The 13,991-nt window shown below is 73.4% G+C and carries 11 protein-coding genes; 6 read left to right on the top strand and 5 right to left on the bottom strand.

Annotation, left to right across the window (positions count from 1 at the left end):
• Positions 1-47 precede the first annotated feature (47 nt).
• The 6 genes from ACGFIM_RS33055 (at position 48) to ACGFIM_RS33030 (ending at position 6,872) form a co-directional block, all read left to right on the top strand.
• A complete protein-coding gene (locus ACGFIM_RS33055) occupies positions 48-1,055 on the top strand; it encodes a helix-turn-helix domain-containing protein (protein WP_393208525.1) in 1,008 nt (335 codons plus the stop codon).
• Between the two features lie 189 nt (positions 1,056-1,244).
• On the top strand, positions 1,245-2,210 hold the full coding sequence (locus ACGFIM_RS33050; RefSeq protein ID WP_393208522.1) for a sugar-binding transcriptional regulator: 966 nt from the start codon (positions 1,245-1,247) through the stop codon (positions 2,208-2,210).
• An 84-nt stretch (positions 2,211-2,294) separates the two neighbouring features.
• Positions 2,295-3,818 carry an FGGY family carbohydrate kinase gene (locus ACGFIM_RS33045; RefSeq protein WP_393208519.1) on the top strand — a complete coding sequence of 508 codons (1,524 nt, stop codon included), beginning with the start codon at positions 2,295-2,297 and terminating at the stop codon, positions 3,816-3,818.
• Positions 3,815-5,248 carry an FGGY-family carbohydrate kinase gene (locus tag ACGFIM_RS33040; protein WP_393208517.1) on the top strand — a complete coding sequence of 478 codons (1,434 nt, stop codon included), beginning with the start codon at positions 3,815-3,817 and terminating at the stop codon, positions 5,246-5,248. Before ACGFIM_RS33045 ends, ACGFIM_RS33040 begins: the two co-directional genes overlap by 4 nt.
• Positions 5,245-5,868 carry a histidine phosphatase family protein gene (locus ACGFIM_RS33035; protein ID WP_393208514.1) on the top strand — a complete coding sequence of 208 codons (624 nt, stop codon included), beginning with the start codon at positions 5,245-5,247 and terminating at the stop codon, positions 5,866-5,868. Before ACGFIM_RS33040 ends, ACGFIM_RS33035 begins: the two co-directional genes overlap by 4 nt.
• Positions 5,865-6,872 (top strand): 2-hydroxyacid dehydrogenase, encoded by a 1,008-nt coding sequence (locus ACGFIM_RS33030; RefSeq protein WP_393208511.1) that lies wholly within the window; start codon positions 5,865-5,867, stop codon positions 6,870-6,872. The genes ACGFIM_RS33035 and ACGFIM_RS33030 overlap by 4 nt, the downstream gene beginning before the upstream one ends.
• Before the next feature lie 44 nt (positions 6,873-6,916).
• Here ACGFIM_RS33030 and ACGFIM_RS33025 read toward each other — a convergent pair whose 3' ends face one another.
• The 5 genes from ACGFIM_RS33025 to ACGFIM_RS33005 form a co-directional block, all read right to left on the bottom strand.
• Entirely contained in the window at positions 6,917-7,777 is an 861-nt protein-coding gene (locus tag ACGFIM_RS33025) for a carbohydrate ABC transporter permease (RefSeq protein ID WP_393208508.1), read from the bottom strand.
• Positions 7,774-8,670 carry a carbohydrate ABC transporter permease gene (locus ACGFIM_RS33020; RefSeq protein WP_393208505.1) on the bottom strand — a complete coding sequence of 299 codons (897 nt, stop codon included), beginning with the start codon at positions 8,668-8,670 and terminating at the stop codon, positions 7,774-7,776. Before ACGFIM_RS33020 ends, ACGFIM_RS33025 begins: the two co-directional genes overlap by 4 nt.
• A 92-nt stretch (positions 8,671-8,762) precedes the next feature.
• Positions 8,763-10,058, bottom strand: a complete 1,296-nt coding sequence (locus ACGFIM_RS33015; RefSeq protein ID WP_393208502.1) for an ABC transporter substrate-binding protein — start codon at positions 10,056-10,058, stop codon at positions 8,763-8,765.
• A gap of 231 nt (positions 10,059-10,289) precedes the next feature.
• Positions 10,290-11,075, bottom strand: coding sequence for an AMP-binding protein (locus ACGFIM_RS33010; RefSeq protein WP_393208499.1), 786 nt, complete (start codon positions 11,073-11,075; stop codon positions 10,290-10,292).
• A 506-nt stretch (positions 11,076-11,581) separates the two neighbouring features.
• Positions 11,582-13,978, bottom strand: a complete 2,397-nt coding sequence (locus ACGFIM_RS33005; RefSeq protein WP_393208496.1) for an ATP-binding protein — start codon at positions 13,976-13,978, stop codon at positions 11,582-11,584.
• Positions 13,979-13,991 lie beyond the last annotated feature (13 nt).

Here is a 13,991-nt window from a genome sequence, read left to right as displayed (position 1 = left end):
TCCGGCCGCCACCGAGCTCGGGCGACTTTTTCGGATATAACCGAAAGGTGGTGACGATCGAGGTGGTGCCGCAGGACATCATGGCCAGCAGGTTCGCCATCTCGCCGCTGATCGAGACCATGCACGCCCAATGGGTGCTGGCGGGCCGCTACCCGGCGGGCCCGCACGAGCCGTGGGCGGCGCGGTGGCGCGAGACCTACCGGCGGCTCGAACGCGAGTTGCCGGCGCTGCGGGCCACCATGGCGGTCACCGGCAACATGGGATCGAACGTCGACTTCATCGCGCCGCCGCCGACGGCCGTGGACGTGCCGTTCGAGGCGGAGATCGCCGCCGTGCGGGCCACGCCGGTGTCACGGGCGCACGCGGAGATCGAGCGGGTGCTGGCCGAGCGCCCCCCGGTGCCCGGCCGGGTGCGGGAGCTGCTGCTGGGGCCCGACGTGGTGACGCTGGTCGCGCGGGCGTACGAGGCGCTGTGGACGGAGATCCTGGTCCACGACTGGCCGCGGCTGCGCGCGGTGCTGCAGCGGGACGTGGCCTACCGGGCGGGGCGGCTCGCGGCCTACGGCTGGCAGGCGGCGCTCGACGACCTCAGCCCGCAGGTGCGCTGGCGCGGCGGGCGGATCGAGGTGAAGCTGCGCAGCATGCGCGGGCAGGAGCGGCGGCTGGGCGGCAGGGGGCTGCTGTTCCTGCCGTCGGCGTTCATGGACGGCGTGGGCGCGTACCTGGAGGAGCCCTGGCCGTACGCGCTGGTCTACCCGGCCAGGGGGATCGCCGCGTACGGCCAGGCGCGGCCGGCGCCCGAGAGGCTGGCGGCGCTCATCGGCCGCAGCCGGGCCCGCATACTCGCCGAGCTGGCCGAGCCCGCGACGACCACGCAGCTCGCCGCGCTGCTCGGGCAGAGCGTGGGCACGACCGGCGAGCACGTGGCGGCGCTGCGCGGCGCGGGCCTGATCGCCGGCACCCGCACCGGCCGCAGCGTCGTCTACGCCCGCACCCCGCTCGGCGACGCCCTGATCGGCGGCCGCCCCCTCCTCCACACCCTGATCAGCGACTGACCCCCACCGGCACACCCTGATCGACGGCCGGCCCCTCCTCCGACGCACCCTGATCAGCGGCCGACCCCTCCTCCGACGCACCCTGGTCGGCGGCCACTCTTTACTCCGGCGCGCGCGGAAGGCGCGTGGCTATAGTTGGTTGCGCATCAGTTCTGCAAATCTGTTCACAGTCCATCCAGGAGCGCGCGCATGAATGCCGCCGACGTCGCCCCCGAGACGCAGGCCAGGTTTCCCCAGGAGCTGATGTACGCCGCGGCCCGGCAGTACTACCTCGAAGACGCCACCCAGGGCGACATCGCCAAGCGGCTCGGCGTGAGCAGGGCCACCGTGAGCCGCCTGCTCACCGAGGCGCGCAGGCAGGGCATCGTCGAGATCCGGGTGCACCGCCCCGCTTCGCTGGGCGACGGCCCGCTGGCCGCCGAGGTGGCCGAGCTGCTCGGTCTCGACCGCGTCCACCTGGTGCCGAAGGTCAGCGGCCCGGCGCCGGGCCCGTGGCTGGCCCCCGGTGTGGCCCGCGCGCTGGCCGGCGCCGGGCTGGAGTCGGGCGACGTCGTGCTGGTCTCCTCCGGCACCACGGTCTACCAGTGCGCCCGCGAGGACCTCGGCCGTTACCCCGGCGTCACCGTCGCCCCGGCGGTGGGCGGCCAGGAGGAGCCGCAGCCCTGGTTCCAGACCAACGAGACCACCCGCATCCTGGCGGAACGCCTCGGTGGCGTGCCCGCCTACCTGTACGCGCCCGCGCTGCCCGGGCCCGAGCTGTTCTCCTCGCTGCAGCACGAGCCGTCGGTGCGCCGGGTGACGGACCTGTGGGGCCGGGCCAAGTGCGCGCTGGTGGGCGTCGGTTCGGCGCCGCTGATGCGGCAGATGGTGCCCTCGCTCATGCCGCGCGACGCCGAGAGCCTGCGCCAGGCGGTGGGCGACGTGTGCATGCGGATCTACGACCGCGACGGCGCGCCGGTGACGTACCCGGGCAGCGAGCGGCTGGTCGCCGCCAAGCAGGAGGACCTGCGGCGCATCCCGCACGCGATCGCGGTCGCGGTGGGCGCGGAGAAGGTGCTGTCGATCGTGGCCGGGGCGCGGGGCGGCTACTTCAACCAGCTCGTCACGGACACGCCGACGGCCGAGGGCCTGGTGGCGGCGGCTCACCAGCTCTGATCCCGCACCGCCAGCGCTGAACATCTGTGCTGGACAAAGTTTCAGGCTGCGCGCTACCGTGAGCGGCACCCAGGGTGTCCTGTCATGCGCGGGCGCCCTGCGCCGGTCCAGGACCTCACACGGAAGGGCACGATGGCGATCATCTGCGTGGACGCCGGCACCACGGTCATCAAGGCCGTCGGCTACGACGAATCCGGCCTGGAGGCGGCCGTCGCCCGGCGCGAGACCGTCGTCACCAGGCCCCACCCAGGACACGCCGAGCAGGACATGCACGCCGTGTGGGACGCGGTGGCCGAGACCGTGCGCGAGGTCGCGGCCATGACGGGCGGCGCCGAGCTGGTCGCGGTGACCGCCCAGGGCGACGGCTGCTGGCTGGTGGACGCCGACGGCGAGCCCACCGGCCCGGCCATCCTGTGGAACGACGCCAGGGCCGCCGCCACCGTCGCCGCGTGGACGCGCGACGGCCTGGCCGAGACGGCGTTCCGGCGCAACGGCTCCTCGGCCGCGTCCGGGCTGCCGCACGCCATCCTCACCTGGCTGCGCGCCCACGACCCCGGCCGGCTCGACCGGTCGAGCGCCATGCTGACCTGTGGCGGCTGGATCTTCTCCCGGATGACCGGGGAGATCGCGGCCGACGAGTCCGACGCCTCCGCGCCCTTCATGGACCTGGCCGAGCGGGCGTACTCCCCCGAGCTGCTCGCCCTGTTCGGGCTGGAGTGGGCCGAGCGGCTGCTGCCGCCGATCCGGCCGTGCCCGGTCGCCGGGCTCACCGCGCGGGCCGCCGAGACGCTGGGCCTTGCGGCGGGGACGCCGGTGGTGATGGCCCCGTACGATATCGCCGCCACCGCGCTGGGCTCCGGCGCGGTCAGCCCGGGACAGGCGTGCGGCATCCTCGGCACCACGCTGTGCACCGAGGTCATCGCCGCATCCCCCGGCCTCGACGGCCCCCCGACCGGCATCACGATCGCGCTGCCCGGCGGCTACCTGCGGGCCTTCCCCACCTTCGCCGGCACCGAGGTCGTGCAGTGGACGTGCCGCCTGCTCGGGCTGTCGGCCCCCGCCGAGCTGGGCGAGCTGGCCGCGACCAGCGAGCCGGGCGCCCGGGGCCTTGCGTTCCTGCCGTACCTGTCGCCCGCCGGTGAGCGGGCGCCGTTCTCCGACCCGCAGGCCAGGGGGTCGCTGCACGGCATGTCGTTCGAGCACGGCCGCGAGCACGTCGCCAGAGCCGTGCTCGAAGGACTGACGATGGTGATCCGCGACTGCCTGGAGGCGACCGGAGCGTCCCCGACCGAGCTGCGCGTGTGCGGCGGCGGCGCCAACAGCCCGGTCTGGCTGCGGCTCATCGCCGACGTCACCGGGCTGCCCGTGCACCGCTCCGCCGACAGCGAGGTGGGCGCGCGCGGCGCGGCCCTGGTGGGGCTGGCCGCCACCGGCGCGGCGCCGTCCGTCGCCGAGGCCGCGGCCCGGCACGTACGGCTGCGCGAGCCCGTCGAGCCCGACCCCGCCCGCCGGGCCTTCTACGACGACCTCTTCGCCGACTTCCTGACCCTGCGCGGCGGCACCGCGGGCACCTGGCCGCTGCTCGCCGAGCTGAGGAGCCGTTCATGAGCGTGTGGGTGGGCATCGACCTCGGGACGCAGAGCGTGCGCGCGCTCGCCGTCGCCGCGGACGGCACGGTGCTCGGCACCGGCAGCCGCCCGCTGACCAGCCACCGCGACGGCTCCCGGCACGAGCAGGACCCCGAGCAGTGGTGGCGCGAGCTGGCCGCGGCCACCCGCGAGGCGCTGCGCGGCCTGCCGGACGGCGAGCGGGTCGAGGGCGTGGCGGTGGACGCCACCTCCGGCACGATCCTGCTCACCGACGCGGGCGGCCGGGCGCTGACGCCCGCGCTCATGTACGACGACCGCCGCGCCGACGCCACCCGCGCCAATGAGGCGGGTGCGGCGGTGTGGGAGCGCCTCGGCTACCGCCGCATGCAGCCCAACTGGGCGCTGCCGAAGCTGCTCTGGCTGCTGCGCGACGCCCCGCGCGGTGCCCGCGCCGCGCACCAGAGCGACTTCGTCAACCGCCGCCTGGTGGGTCACGACGTGGCCACCGACCTGAGCAACGCCCTGAAGACCGGCGTGGACCTGATCGAGGAGCGCTGGCCCGAGGATGTGCTCGACGCGCTGGGGGTGCCCGAGGGCACGCTGCCCCCCGTCGTACGTCCCGGCGCCCGGCTCGGCACGGTGTGCGCGGCGGCGGCCGCGGAGACCGGCCTGCCCGAGGGCACCCCGGTGATCGCCGGCACCACCGACGGCTGCGCCGCCCAGCTCGGCGCGGGCGCCCGGCGTCCGGGGAGCTGGAACTCGGTGCTCGGCACGACGCTGGTGCTCAAGGGCGTCACCAAGGAGCTGATCCACGACCCGCTCGGCGTGGTCTACTCCCACCGCGCACCCGACGGCTCGTGGCTGCCCGGCGGCGCGTCCAGCACGGGCGCGGGCGTGCTCTCCCGCGACCTGCCCGGCGCCGACCTCGACGCGCTCAGCCGGCAGGCCGCCGAGCGCTACGGCCGCCGCCTGCCGCCCGCCGTCACCTACCCGCTGGTCTCGCGGGGCGAGCGGTTCCCGTTCGCCGCGCCGGACGCCGAGGGCTTCACGCTCGGCGCGCCGTCCGACGACGTCGAGCGCTACGCCGCGATCCTGCTCGGCGCGGCCTTCGTCGAGCGGCTCTGCTTCGACTACCTCGACCTGCTCGGCGCGCCCGCGGACGGCGAGATCATCCTCACCGGCGGGGCCACCAGGAGCGCGTACTGGACGCGGCTCCGCGCCGACGTGCTCGAACGCCCGGTGACGCTGCGCGAGAACGCCGAGCCCGCCCTGGGCATGGCCGTCCTGGCCGGCGGCGACCCCGACGCGATGATCAGGACCAGCGCCGTCGTCGAGCCCGTGGACGCCGGCGTGCGCGAGCCGTACCTGCGGTTCGTGGCCGAGCTGGAAGAACGCGGCTGGCTCGACGGCCGGGCCGCCGCACACGCCCGCGAGAGGACCGCCCGATGACCGACCTCGTGCTCGTCCGCCACGGCGAGACCGTCTGGCACGCCGAGAACCGCTACGCCGGGATCAGCGACGTCGAGCTGACACCGCGCGGCCGCGAGCAGGCCGCCGAGCTGGCCTCCTGGGCGTCCGGAGCGGGGCTTGCGGCCGTGTGGGCGTCCACGCTGAGCCGGGCGGTGATCACCGCCGAGACCGCCGCGGCCAAGGCCGGGCTCTCCGTCCGCACCGACGCCCGGCTGCGCGAGCTGGACTTCGGCCAGGGCGAGGGCCTCACCTCGGCGGAGATGAAGGAGCGCTTCCCCGAGGCCAGGGCCGCGTTCGAGGCCGACCCCGCCGCGCATCCGCTGCCGGGCGGCGAGGACCCGTACGCCGCCGCCGCGCGGTTCGTCGCCGCGCTCGGCGACATCGCCGCAGTACACGCCGGCGGCCGGGTGCTGGTCGTCGCGCACACCACCGCCATCAGGCTCTCCCTGTGCCGGCTGCTCGGCCTGCCGCTCGGCGAGTACCGGCGGCTGTTCCCCCGGCTGGACAACTGCGCCCTCACCGAGCTGCGCCTGGACGAGGCCGGCACGGGACGGGTGTCGCTGCTGCAGTACAACTCCCCGATTGGAGCCGTTCGTTGACACTCAAAGTCCTCGCCGCAGGCGACCATTTCGTCAGGAACGACCTGCTCATCGACGCGCTGAAGAGCGCGGTGCCCGGTGAGCTGGACGTCCGCGAGCTGACGCTGCCCTGGCCGGTCGTGCCGTTCGGCCCGGTGGGCGAGGTGGACGAGGCGTCCGACGTGGAGGACGAGCTGATCGAGGCGCTGCGCGGCGTCGAGGTGTGCGTCACCCAGATGGCGCCGCTCACCAAGCGCGTGCTGGACGCCTCGCCCGACCTGCGGCTGTTCTGCGTGAGCAGGGGCGGCCCCGTCAACGCCAACCTCAAGGCGGCGTCCGAGGCCGGGGTGAAGGTGACGTTCGCGCCGGGCCGCAACGCGGTGGCCACCGCCGAGCACACGCTGGCGATGCTGCTCGCCGCCACCCGCCGCATCCCGCAGACCCACATGGAGCTGAAGGGCGGTGCGTGGCGCAGCGACTACTACTCCTACGACCAGGTCGGGCCCGAGCTCGACGGCAACACGGTCGGCCTGATCGGCTACGGCGCGATCGGCAGCCGGGTGGCCCGCATGCTCGAGGGGTTCGGCGCGAACGTGCTGGTCTACGACCCGTACGTGGACGCGCCCGGCACCGTCGGCCTGCGCGAGCTGCTGGAGCGCTCGCTGTTCGTCTCCCTGCACGCCCGCGCCACCCCCGAGACCGCCGGGATGATCGGCGCGGCCGAGATCGCCGCCATGCCGAAGGGCTCGGTGCTGGTCAACTGCGCGCGGGGCGCGCTGCTCGACTACGACGCACTGTGCGACGCGCTCGAATCGGGCCACCTGTTCGGCGCCGCCTGCGACGTCTTCCCCGACGAGCCGATCCCGCCGGGGTCGCGCCTGCTCACGGCGCCGAACCTGGTGATGACCCCGCACCTGGCCGGGGCCAGCAAGGAGACGGCGAAGAAGGCGGCCGAGATCGTGGCCGCCGACGTGGCCCGCTACGTACGCGGCGAGCCCATCGCCCACCTCGCCAACCCGAGCTGACCCGGGCCGGCCCGGGCCGACCCCGGGCCGGCGCCGGGCCGGAGCTAGCCCTTCAGCGCGCCCGCCATGAGACCGCGCATGAAGAACCGGCCCAGCAGCACGTAGATCAGCATCGTCGGGATCGACGCCAGGATGGCGGCGGCCATCTGCTGGCTGTACGGGGTGGCCTGCGCGCCCGCGATGTTGTTGAGCATCACGGTCGTGGGCCAGCTCGTCGGCCCGGTGAGGAACACCGCGAACAGGAAGTCGTTCCACATCGAGGTGAACTGCCAGATGATCACCACGGCGATGGCGGGCCCGGACACCGGCAGGATGACCGACCAGTACGCCCGCAGCATGCCCGCCCCGTCCACGCGCGAGGCCTCGATCAGCTCGTCGGGGATCGTCACGTAGTAGTTGCGGAAGATCAGCGTGCAGATCGGGATGCCGTACACGACGTGCGCGAGCACCAGGCCGGGGATGCCGCCGTAGAAGACGCCGTCGAGCCCGGTGAGGTCGTTCAGCCCGACGAGGAGCTGCACGAGCGGGATCATCACGCCCTGGTACGGGATGAACATCCCGAACAGGAAGAGCGTGAACAGCACGTCGGCCCCGGGGAAGCGCCACTTGGACAGCACGTAGCCGTTCATGGAGCCGAGCGCGCACGACAGCAGCGAGCCCGGCACCGCGAGCAGCACGCTGTTCCACAGGCCCGGCGCGAGCTTCTCCCAGGCCACCCGCCACGCCTCGGTCGTCCACGTCTGGGGCAGGTTCCACGCCTGCCCCGGGTCGGCCTCGGTGAGCGGCTTGAAGCTGGTGACCAGCAGCACGTAGATCGGGATGAGGAAGATCAGGACGAACAGGATGAGCACGGCGAGCCGCACGTACTGGAAGGTCGCCGCCCTGCGCCCGGCCACCGCCGTCATGACCGCCTCTCCTGCCTCTCCTTGCGCACCGACCAGATCAGGTACGGGATCACGAAGATCGCCACGCTGAGCACGATGTAGGACGCGATCGTGGCGCCCTTGGCCGGGTCGTGCGAGTCAAACACCGCCACCCACATGAAGACCGCGGGCACGTCGGTGATGATCTGCTTGCCGGACACCGCGACGATCAGGTCGAAGACCTTGAGCGAGATGTGGCCGAGGATGATCAGTGCCGACAGCGTGACCGGCCGGAGCATGGGCAGCACCACGTGCCGGTAGACGCCCCACTCGTTGCAGCCGTCCACCCGGGCGGCCTCGCGCAGCTCCTCGGGGACGCCGCGGAACCCCGCCAGGAAAAGCGCCATGACATATCCGGACATCTGCCATATCGCTGGCAGTGCCATCGCGGCCATCCCCCAGTCGGGGTCACGGAACCACTGCCACTGCGGCAGCCCCAGCCAGTCGAACAGCCGGTTCAGACCGACCGCCCGCTCGCCCGTGCCGGAGTTCATCAGCCACCGCCACACGATGCCGGTCGCGACGAACGAGATGGCCATCGGGAACAGGTAGATCGCGCGGAACGTGCCCTCGCCCCTGATCCCCTTCTCCATCAGGAACGCCAGGAGCCACCCGAGCAGCAGCGCTCCCAGCACGAAGACGACCGTGAACATGATCGCGTGGTTCACGGACAGGTGCCACCGGGACTGGTCCCAGATGTCCACGAAGTTCTGCAGCCCCACGAACTCGCCCTCGGACACCTCGTCGTGCTTGTCGGTCATCGCCAGGCTGAAGTTCCAGCCCAGCATGCCGTACACGAAGACAGCGATCAGGATGATCGACGGTGTCACGAGGAGCAGCCCGGGCAGCCACGAGCGTGCCCGCCTCACAAGCATGACCTCCCACGGGTGCGGCGGGCCCGCGAGCCGGGCCCGCCGCGCCTGTGCCGTTTATCGAGTGGCTGTTGTCGAGTGATCAGCCGGGATCGTCACTGCGCGTTGGCCGCGGCCGCGTCGGCCAGGGCCTTCTGCAGCTCCTTGACGTCCTTGGTGCCGATGAACAGGCCGACCGCCTCGTTGATCGCGGCCAGCCAGGGCTGGTTCACCGCCACGCCGTGCTGGATGGAGCCGGCGAGCTGGTTGCTCTGCCAGTCCTTCAGCGCGTCCGCCAGGTAGTCGGTGTAGAGCGACTGGTCGGCGTCCTTGCGGGCGGGGATGGAGCCCTTCTTCGGGTTGAAGGCGTCCTGGCCCTCCTTGCTGGCGGCCACCTTCAGCCAGGCCAGCGCACCGTCGCGGTTCTTCGCGCCCTTGGGCAGCGTGAAGCTGTCGGACAGCCACAGGTACGTGCCCTCCGTGCCGGGCGACGGCGCCCAGTCGAAGTCGGTCTTCGACGTCTTGCCGAGGCCGCCCTCCGGCGGGTTGTGGAAGTAGCCGTACGCCCAGTCGCCCATGATGTTGAACGCCGCCTCGCCGTCGGCCACCTGCTTGGCCGCCGGCTGCCAGTCGTCCTGCGGATCGCCCGCGTACTCCATGATCTTGGCGAAGTTCTGCAGGGCGGTGGTCACCTGGGCGCTGTTCCAGTCGGCGCCGGGCTTGAACAGCGCGTTGTAGGCGTCGGCGCCCAGCGTGCCGAGCAGCACGCTCTCCAGCAGGTGGGTGACCGTCCACTCGGAGCCGATGGACAGCGGGATCTTGCCCGTGGCCTTGACCTTCTCCAGCGCCGCGATGAACTCCTCGATCGTCTTGGGCGCGCCCGAGACGCCGGCCTCCTTGAGCACGCCCGGGTTGTACCACAGGACGTTGGAGCGGTGGATGTTCACCGGCACCGAGTAGATCTTGCCGTCGACGCTGATCTGCTCGATGAGCTGTTCGGGGAAGACGTCCTTGAGCTTCAGCTCGTCGTAGAGCGGGGTCAGGTCCTCCAGGTTGCCCGCCTTGATGTAGCCCTGCAGCTCGGCGCCCGCGTGGCCCTGGAACGTGTCGGGCGGGGTGTTCGCCTGAAGCTTCGACTGCAGCAGCGCCTTGGCCTTGTCACCGGAGCCGCCCGCCACCGCGGCGTCGAAGAAGGAGTAGTCCGGGTTCTTCTCCTCGAAGATCTTTTTCATCGCCTGCAGGCCGTCGGCCTCGCCCGGCCCCGTCCACCAGGAGAAGACCTCGACCTGCTTCTTCCCGCCGCTGTCCGCCGCGGGTGACTGCGATGCCTGCCCGCCGTCTCCGCCTCCGCAGGCGGCCAGGCCCAGCACGCTGACCATCGTGATCGATACGGCTGCTAACCACCGTCGCATCCCCACACCATCCCTTCGATCCCCCCGAAGGTTTGCCTTGACAACGTTGTCAACGTGTGGCTATCAACCCACTTCCGGCCGCGCCGCGTCAAGGGATGGGCGGTAACAGCTCCGCATATTCGGGCTGTGAAGCGATACGCCGCACCGCGCCGGGCCCGCCACCGGCCCAGACGCCGCACACCCCGGCGCCCGGCGCCGACCGGCGCGCCCCGCCGGGTTGACTGCGCTCTGTCAGGCGACGCGTTCGAGCCTGCCGTCCGGGCCCGCCATCACGGTCACGCCGAAGTCGTGGCCGGTGCCCGCGAGGTCGCCGCCGCCCGCGGCGACGACCAGCGCCCCCTTCGACACGCCGAGCGCCACCAGGGCGAGCAGGTCGCAGCCCCCGTCGGGCGGCCAGGTGGTCAGCACGACGTCGGACTCGGTCAGGCGGATCCGCAGGTCGAGCTCCGCCATCTCGGCGAGCAGCTCGGCGTGTGACAGCCGGCGGCCGTCGGCGAGCAGCAGCGCGGGCTGGCGGGCCGCGTCGAGCGCAGGCAGCGCGGTGGGCTCCAGCGAGAGCAGGCAGCGGAAGTCGATCGTGTCGAGCGCGCGCCCCAGCGAGTAGATCTGCCGCACCCGCGACTGCTCGGCCGCCGCGATCGCCGACTCGGCCAGGTCGGGCGTGGTGATCAGGGCGCGGGCGTCGCAGTCGCGCAGCCACGCCCCCAGCTCGTACGCCCCCATCCCCGCCGCGACCGGCGCCGCCACCCCGCCCGCCGCCATCACCGTGTGCACCGCGAGCGTCTGCGCCCCCGCCGTCGAGACGTGCACGCCCACCACCTGGTCACGCCGCGCGCCTCTGCGGACGAGGCCGGAGGCCGCCCTGGTCACCTCGGTCACCAGGCGGCGGTAACCGTAGACGTGGCCGCCGCGCAGATCGACGAGTGCGGGACGGTCGCCGCGCTCGTAGGCCCGGCGGAAGACTTCGTGGATCACGGTGCCGGTGGCCGGGTCAGGGGCCGGGGCAGTGGATCTCATGCCCGCCAACGTACGGCCGGCCGGGCGGCCCGGCATCCACCGATCTATGTAGGCGGTTGTGCATTCGGCCGGGCGGGCGACGCCGAGCGGCCGACGAGGCGGGCCGGGGACAGGCGGCGGGCCGGGCGCAGACGGCCGGGCGGACCCGGGACGAGCGGCGGGCCGGGCGCAGGCGGCCGGGCGGACCCGGGACGGGCGGCGGGGCTGGCCCGGGCAGCCGGTGGAACGGGTCCGAGCAGCCGGTGGGGCGGGCCCGAGCCCTGCGCGACTCGGGCCCGCTGTCACGCGCCCCGGGAACCCGGCCCCCACCCCTCCGAGAAGGCCGGCCTCCGTACGGACGCGTGACGCCTGCGGCCGACCGGCTGCGGCGCCTGCGGTCGCCTGGCGCAGACGCCGGGCGCGCGGCCGATCACAGGAAGAACGGTAGGCCTGCACATGCCGCCGCACATGCGCTGACATGGCCATTCGACGATGTAAGCGGGGACGCGGCGGGATGTGTAGAGACGTCACTTGCCGCCGATCACCCATGCGGCGATCTGTGTACGCGTGGAGAATCCGAGCTTGGCGAGGATGTTGGCGACATGCCGTGCAACGGTCGCCGGGCTGATGACGAGCTCGTCGGCGATGGCCCGGTTGGACAGGCCGCGCGCGACCAGTTCGGCGATCTCGCGTTCCCTGGCGGTGAGCCTGCTGTCGCGGCTGACCGGCGCGACCGGCTCGGCCGGCGGCTCGGGCAGCTCGCCGTCGAGCGCGCAGGCCACCGCCTGCTCGGCGGTCATGGTGACGCCCTCGGCCCACAGCACGCCGACCACGGCCTCCCCCAGCCGGTCGCGGGCTGGACGCAGGATGTCCTCGGTGCGGGCGTCCGGCTGCCATCCGCCCAGCGTCACCGCGGCCGCGGTGAGCAGTACCGCCCGCTTGTGGTCGCCCTCGGCCACCGCGAGCGCCGCCCACGCCTCCAGCCGCTTGGCGATGCCGGCCCGCAGCCCGGCGTCGCGGCTGAGGATCAGCGCCTCGGTGAGCCTGGCCCGCGCCTCGGCGAGATCGCCCTCCTCCAGCGCCACCCGGCCGAGCCCGGCCAGGCAGCTCACGATGTGCTGGCGGGCGTCGATGTGGCGCAGCAGGAGCAGCCCGGACTCGTAGTGCCGCCTGGCCGCCGCGAGGTCGCCCGACCGCCTGGCCACCTGGGCCAGGCCGATGTGGGCCAGGCTCTGCCCGTAATGGTTGTCCAGCTCCTCGTGGATGCGCAGCACGTCGCGGAAGTCGCGCCCGGCCTCGTGCAGCCGCCCGTGGTGCAGGCCGAAGCGGGCGCGGGCGGCCTTGGCCAGCGACTCGAGCACGAGGTCGCCGGAGCGGCCGGTCAGCTCGAGCGCGCGCTCCAGCAGGGCGGGGTCGCCGGTGAGGTAGGCCAGCGCGATCGTGCCGACGGTCTCGCCGTACTCGTCGCCGGCGGCCAGGCACAGCTCGAGCCCGGCCCGTACGTGCCGCAGCCCCGGCTCGACGTCGCCCGCCAGCATGGCGAGCTCGCCGCGCAGGATCGTGGCCTGCCCGCGCAGCGCCTGCGGCACCTGCGGGCAGTCGAGCGCGAGCAGCCGGTCGAGCCGCTCGGTCATGTCGAGCTTCCTGCCGCTGCCGATCAGCAGGTAGCGGGTGTCGCAGAGCAGGCCGAGCGCCTCGCGCGGCGCGCCGGCGATGATCGCCCAGTCGCAGGCGGCGCTCACCTCGGCCTTGAGCCCGTCGAACAGGTTGATGTAGCGCTCGAGCACCGGCCATGACGTGCGCACGCCCGGGGACAGCGCGTGCTTGAAGCGCTGGGCCAGCCCGGCCAGCGCGGACAGGTGCCGCCGCCGCAGTTCGGCCTCCTCGCCGGAGGCGACGAGCTGTTCGAGCGCGTATTCGCGGACGGTCTCCAGCAGGCGGTAGCGGGCCTGCCCGGCGATCTCGCCGTCGAGCGCGACCAGTGACTTGTCCACCAGGTCGCACAGCCGGGGCAGCACCTCCTCCTCGGCCAGCCCGGGGCCGGAGCAGACCCACTCGGCCAGGTCGAGGGTCCACGCCGAGCGGAAGACGGCCGTCCTGCGCAGCAGCAGCCGCTCCTGCGGGCTGAGCAGCCGGTAGCTCCAGTCGAGCGCCGCCCTGAGCGTGCGGTGGCGGGCGGGCGCCGTACGCGCCCCGCCCGCGAGCAGCCTGAACCGGTCGTCGAGCCGCTCCACGAGCTGGTGCACCGACAGGACCCTGACCATGGCGGCGGCCAGCTCGATCGCCAGCGGCAGCCCGTCGAGCGCCCGGCACAGCTCCTCGACCAGCGGCCGGTTCTCGCCGGTCAGCTCGAACCCGGGCCGCGCCGCCTCCGCCCTGGCCACGAAGAGCCGCACCGCCTCGCTCTCGCCGTCGCCCTCGGGCCTGCTGACCGACAGGGGCGGCACCCGCCACACGGTCTCGCCGGGGACGCGCAGCGGCTCGCGGCCGGTGGCCAGCACCGTCACGCCCGGGCAGGCGCCGAGCAGGTCCCTGCACAGCTCCGCGCACTCGGCGATCACCGGCTCGCAGTTGTCGAGCAGCAGGAGCATGCGGCGGTCGCCGATGGTCTCCGCCAGGTCGCCCGCGATGCCGAGCGCCGCCGCGACGTGGCCGCGCACCTCGCCCTTGTCCAGGTCGGCCAGCTCGACCAGCCAGACGCCGCCCGGGTAGCGGCCGGGCTCCGATGCTCCGGCGTCCCGGCGGGCGCCGAGGCGGGCGGCCAGCCGCAGCGCCAGCCTGGTCTTGCCGATGCCTCCCGCTCCGCACAGCGTCACGCAGCGGGAGACGTCCAGAAGGTGGACGAGCTCGTCGAGATCGGACTCCCGGCCCACGAACGGGTTCGGCTCGGCCGGCAGGTTGGTGAGGTCGGCGGTTCGCAGCATCACTGTGAGTGTG

Origin of the sequence: Nonomuraea sp. NPDC049309 (assembly GCF_043196965.1) — a bacterium.
GTDB classification, from domain to species: Bacteria; Actinomycetota; Actinomycetes; order Streptosporangiales; family Streptosporangiaceae; genus Nonomuraea; species Nonomuraea fastidiosa.
The sequence above is the reverse complement of the archived record's forward strand: the minus strand, read 5'-3'. Positions and strand labels throughout refer to the sequence as shown.

Bases quoted from the DNA above. Each gene is read 5' to 3' on its own strand.
- ACGFIM_RS33050 (WP_393208522.1), top strand. From the start codon at position 1,245: ATGAATGCCGCCGACGTCGCCCCCGAGACGCAGGCCAGGTTTCCCCAG.
- ACGFIM_RS33045 (WP_393208519.1), top strand. From the start codon at position 2,295: ATGCGCGGGCGCCCTGCGCCGGTCCAGGACCTCACACGGAAGGGCACG.
- ACGFIM_RS33040 (WP_393208517.1), top strand. From the start codon at position 3,815: ATGAGCGTGTGGGTGGGCATCGACCTCGGGACGCAGAGCGTGCGCGCG.
- ACGFIM_RS33035 (WP_393208514.1), top strand. From the start codon at position 5,245: ATGACCGACCTCGTGCTCGTCCGCCACGGCGAGACCGTCTGGCACGCC.
- ACGFIM_RS33025 (WP_393208508.1), bottom strand. From the start codon at position 7,777: ATGACGGCGGTGGCCGGGCGCAGGGCGGCGACCTTCCAGTACGTGCGG.
- ACGFIM_RS33020 (WP_393208505.1), bottom strand. From the start codon at position 8,670: ATGCTTGTGAGGCGGGCACGCTCGTGGCTGCCCGGGCTGCTCCTCGTG.
- ACGFIM_RS33015 (WP_393208502.1), bottom strand. From the start codon at position 10,058: ATGCGACGGTGGTTAGCAGCCGTATCGATCACGATGGTCAGCGTGCTG.
- ACGFIM_RS33010 (WP_393208499.1), bottom strand. From the start codon at position 11,075: ATGAGATCCACTGCCCCGGCCCCTGACCCGGCCACCGGCACCGTGATC.
- ACGFIM_RS33005 (WP_393208496.1), bottom strand. From the start codon at position 13,978: ATGCTGCGAACCGCCGACCTCACCAACCTGCCGGCCGAGCCGAACCCG.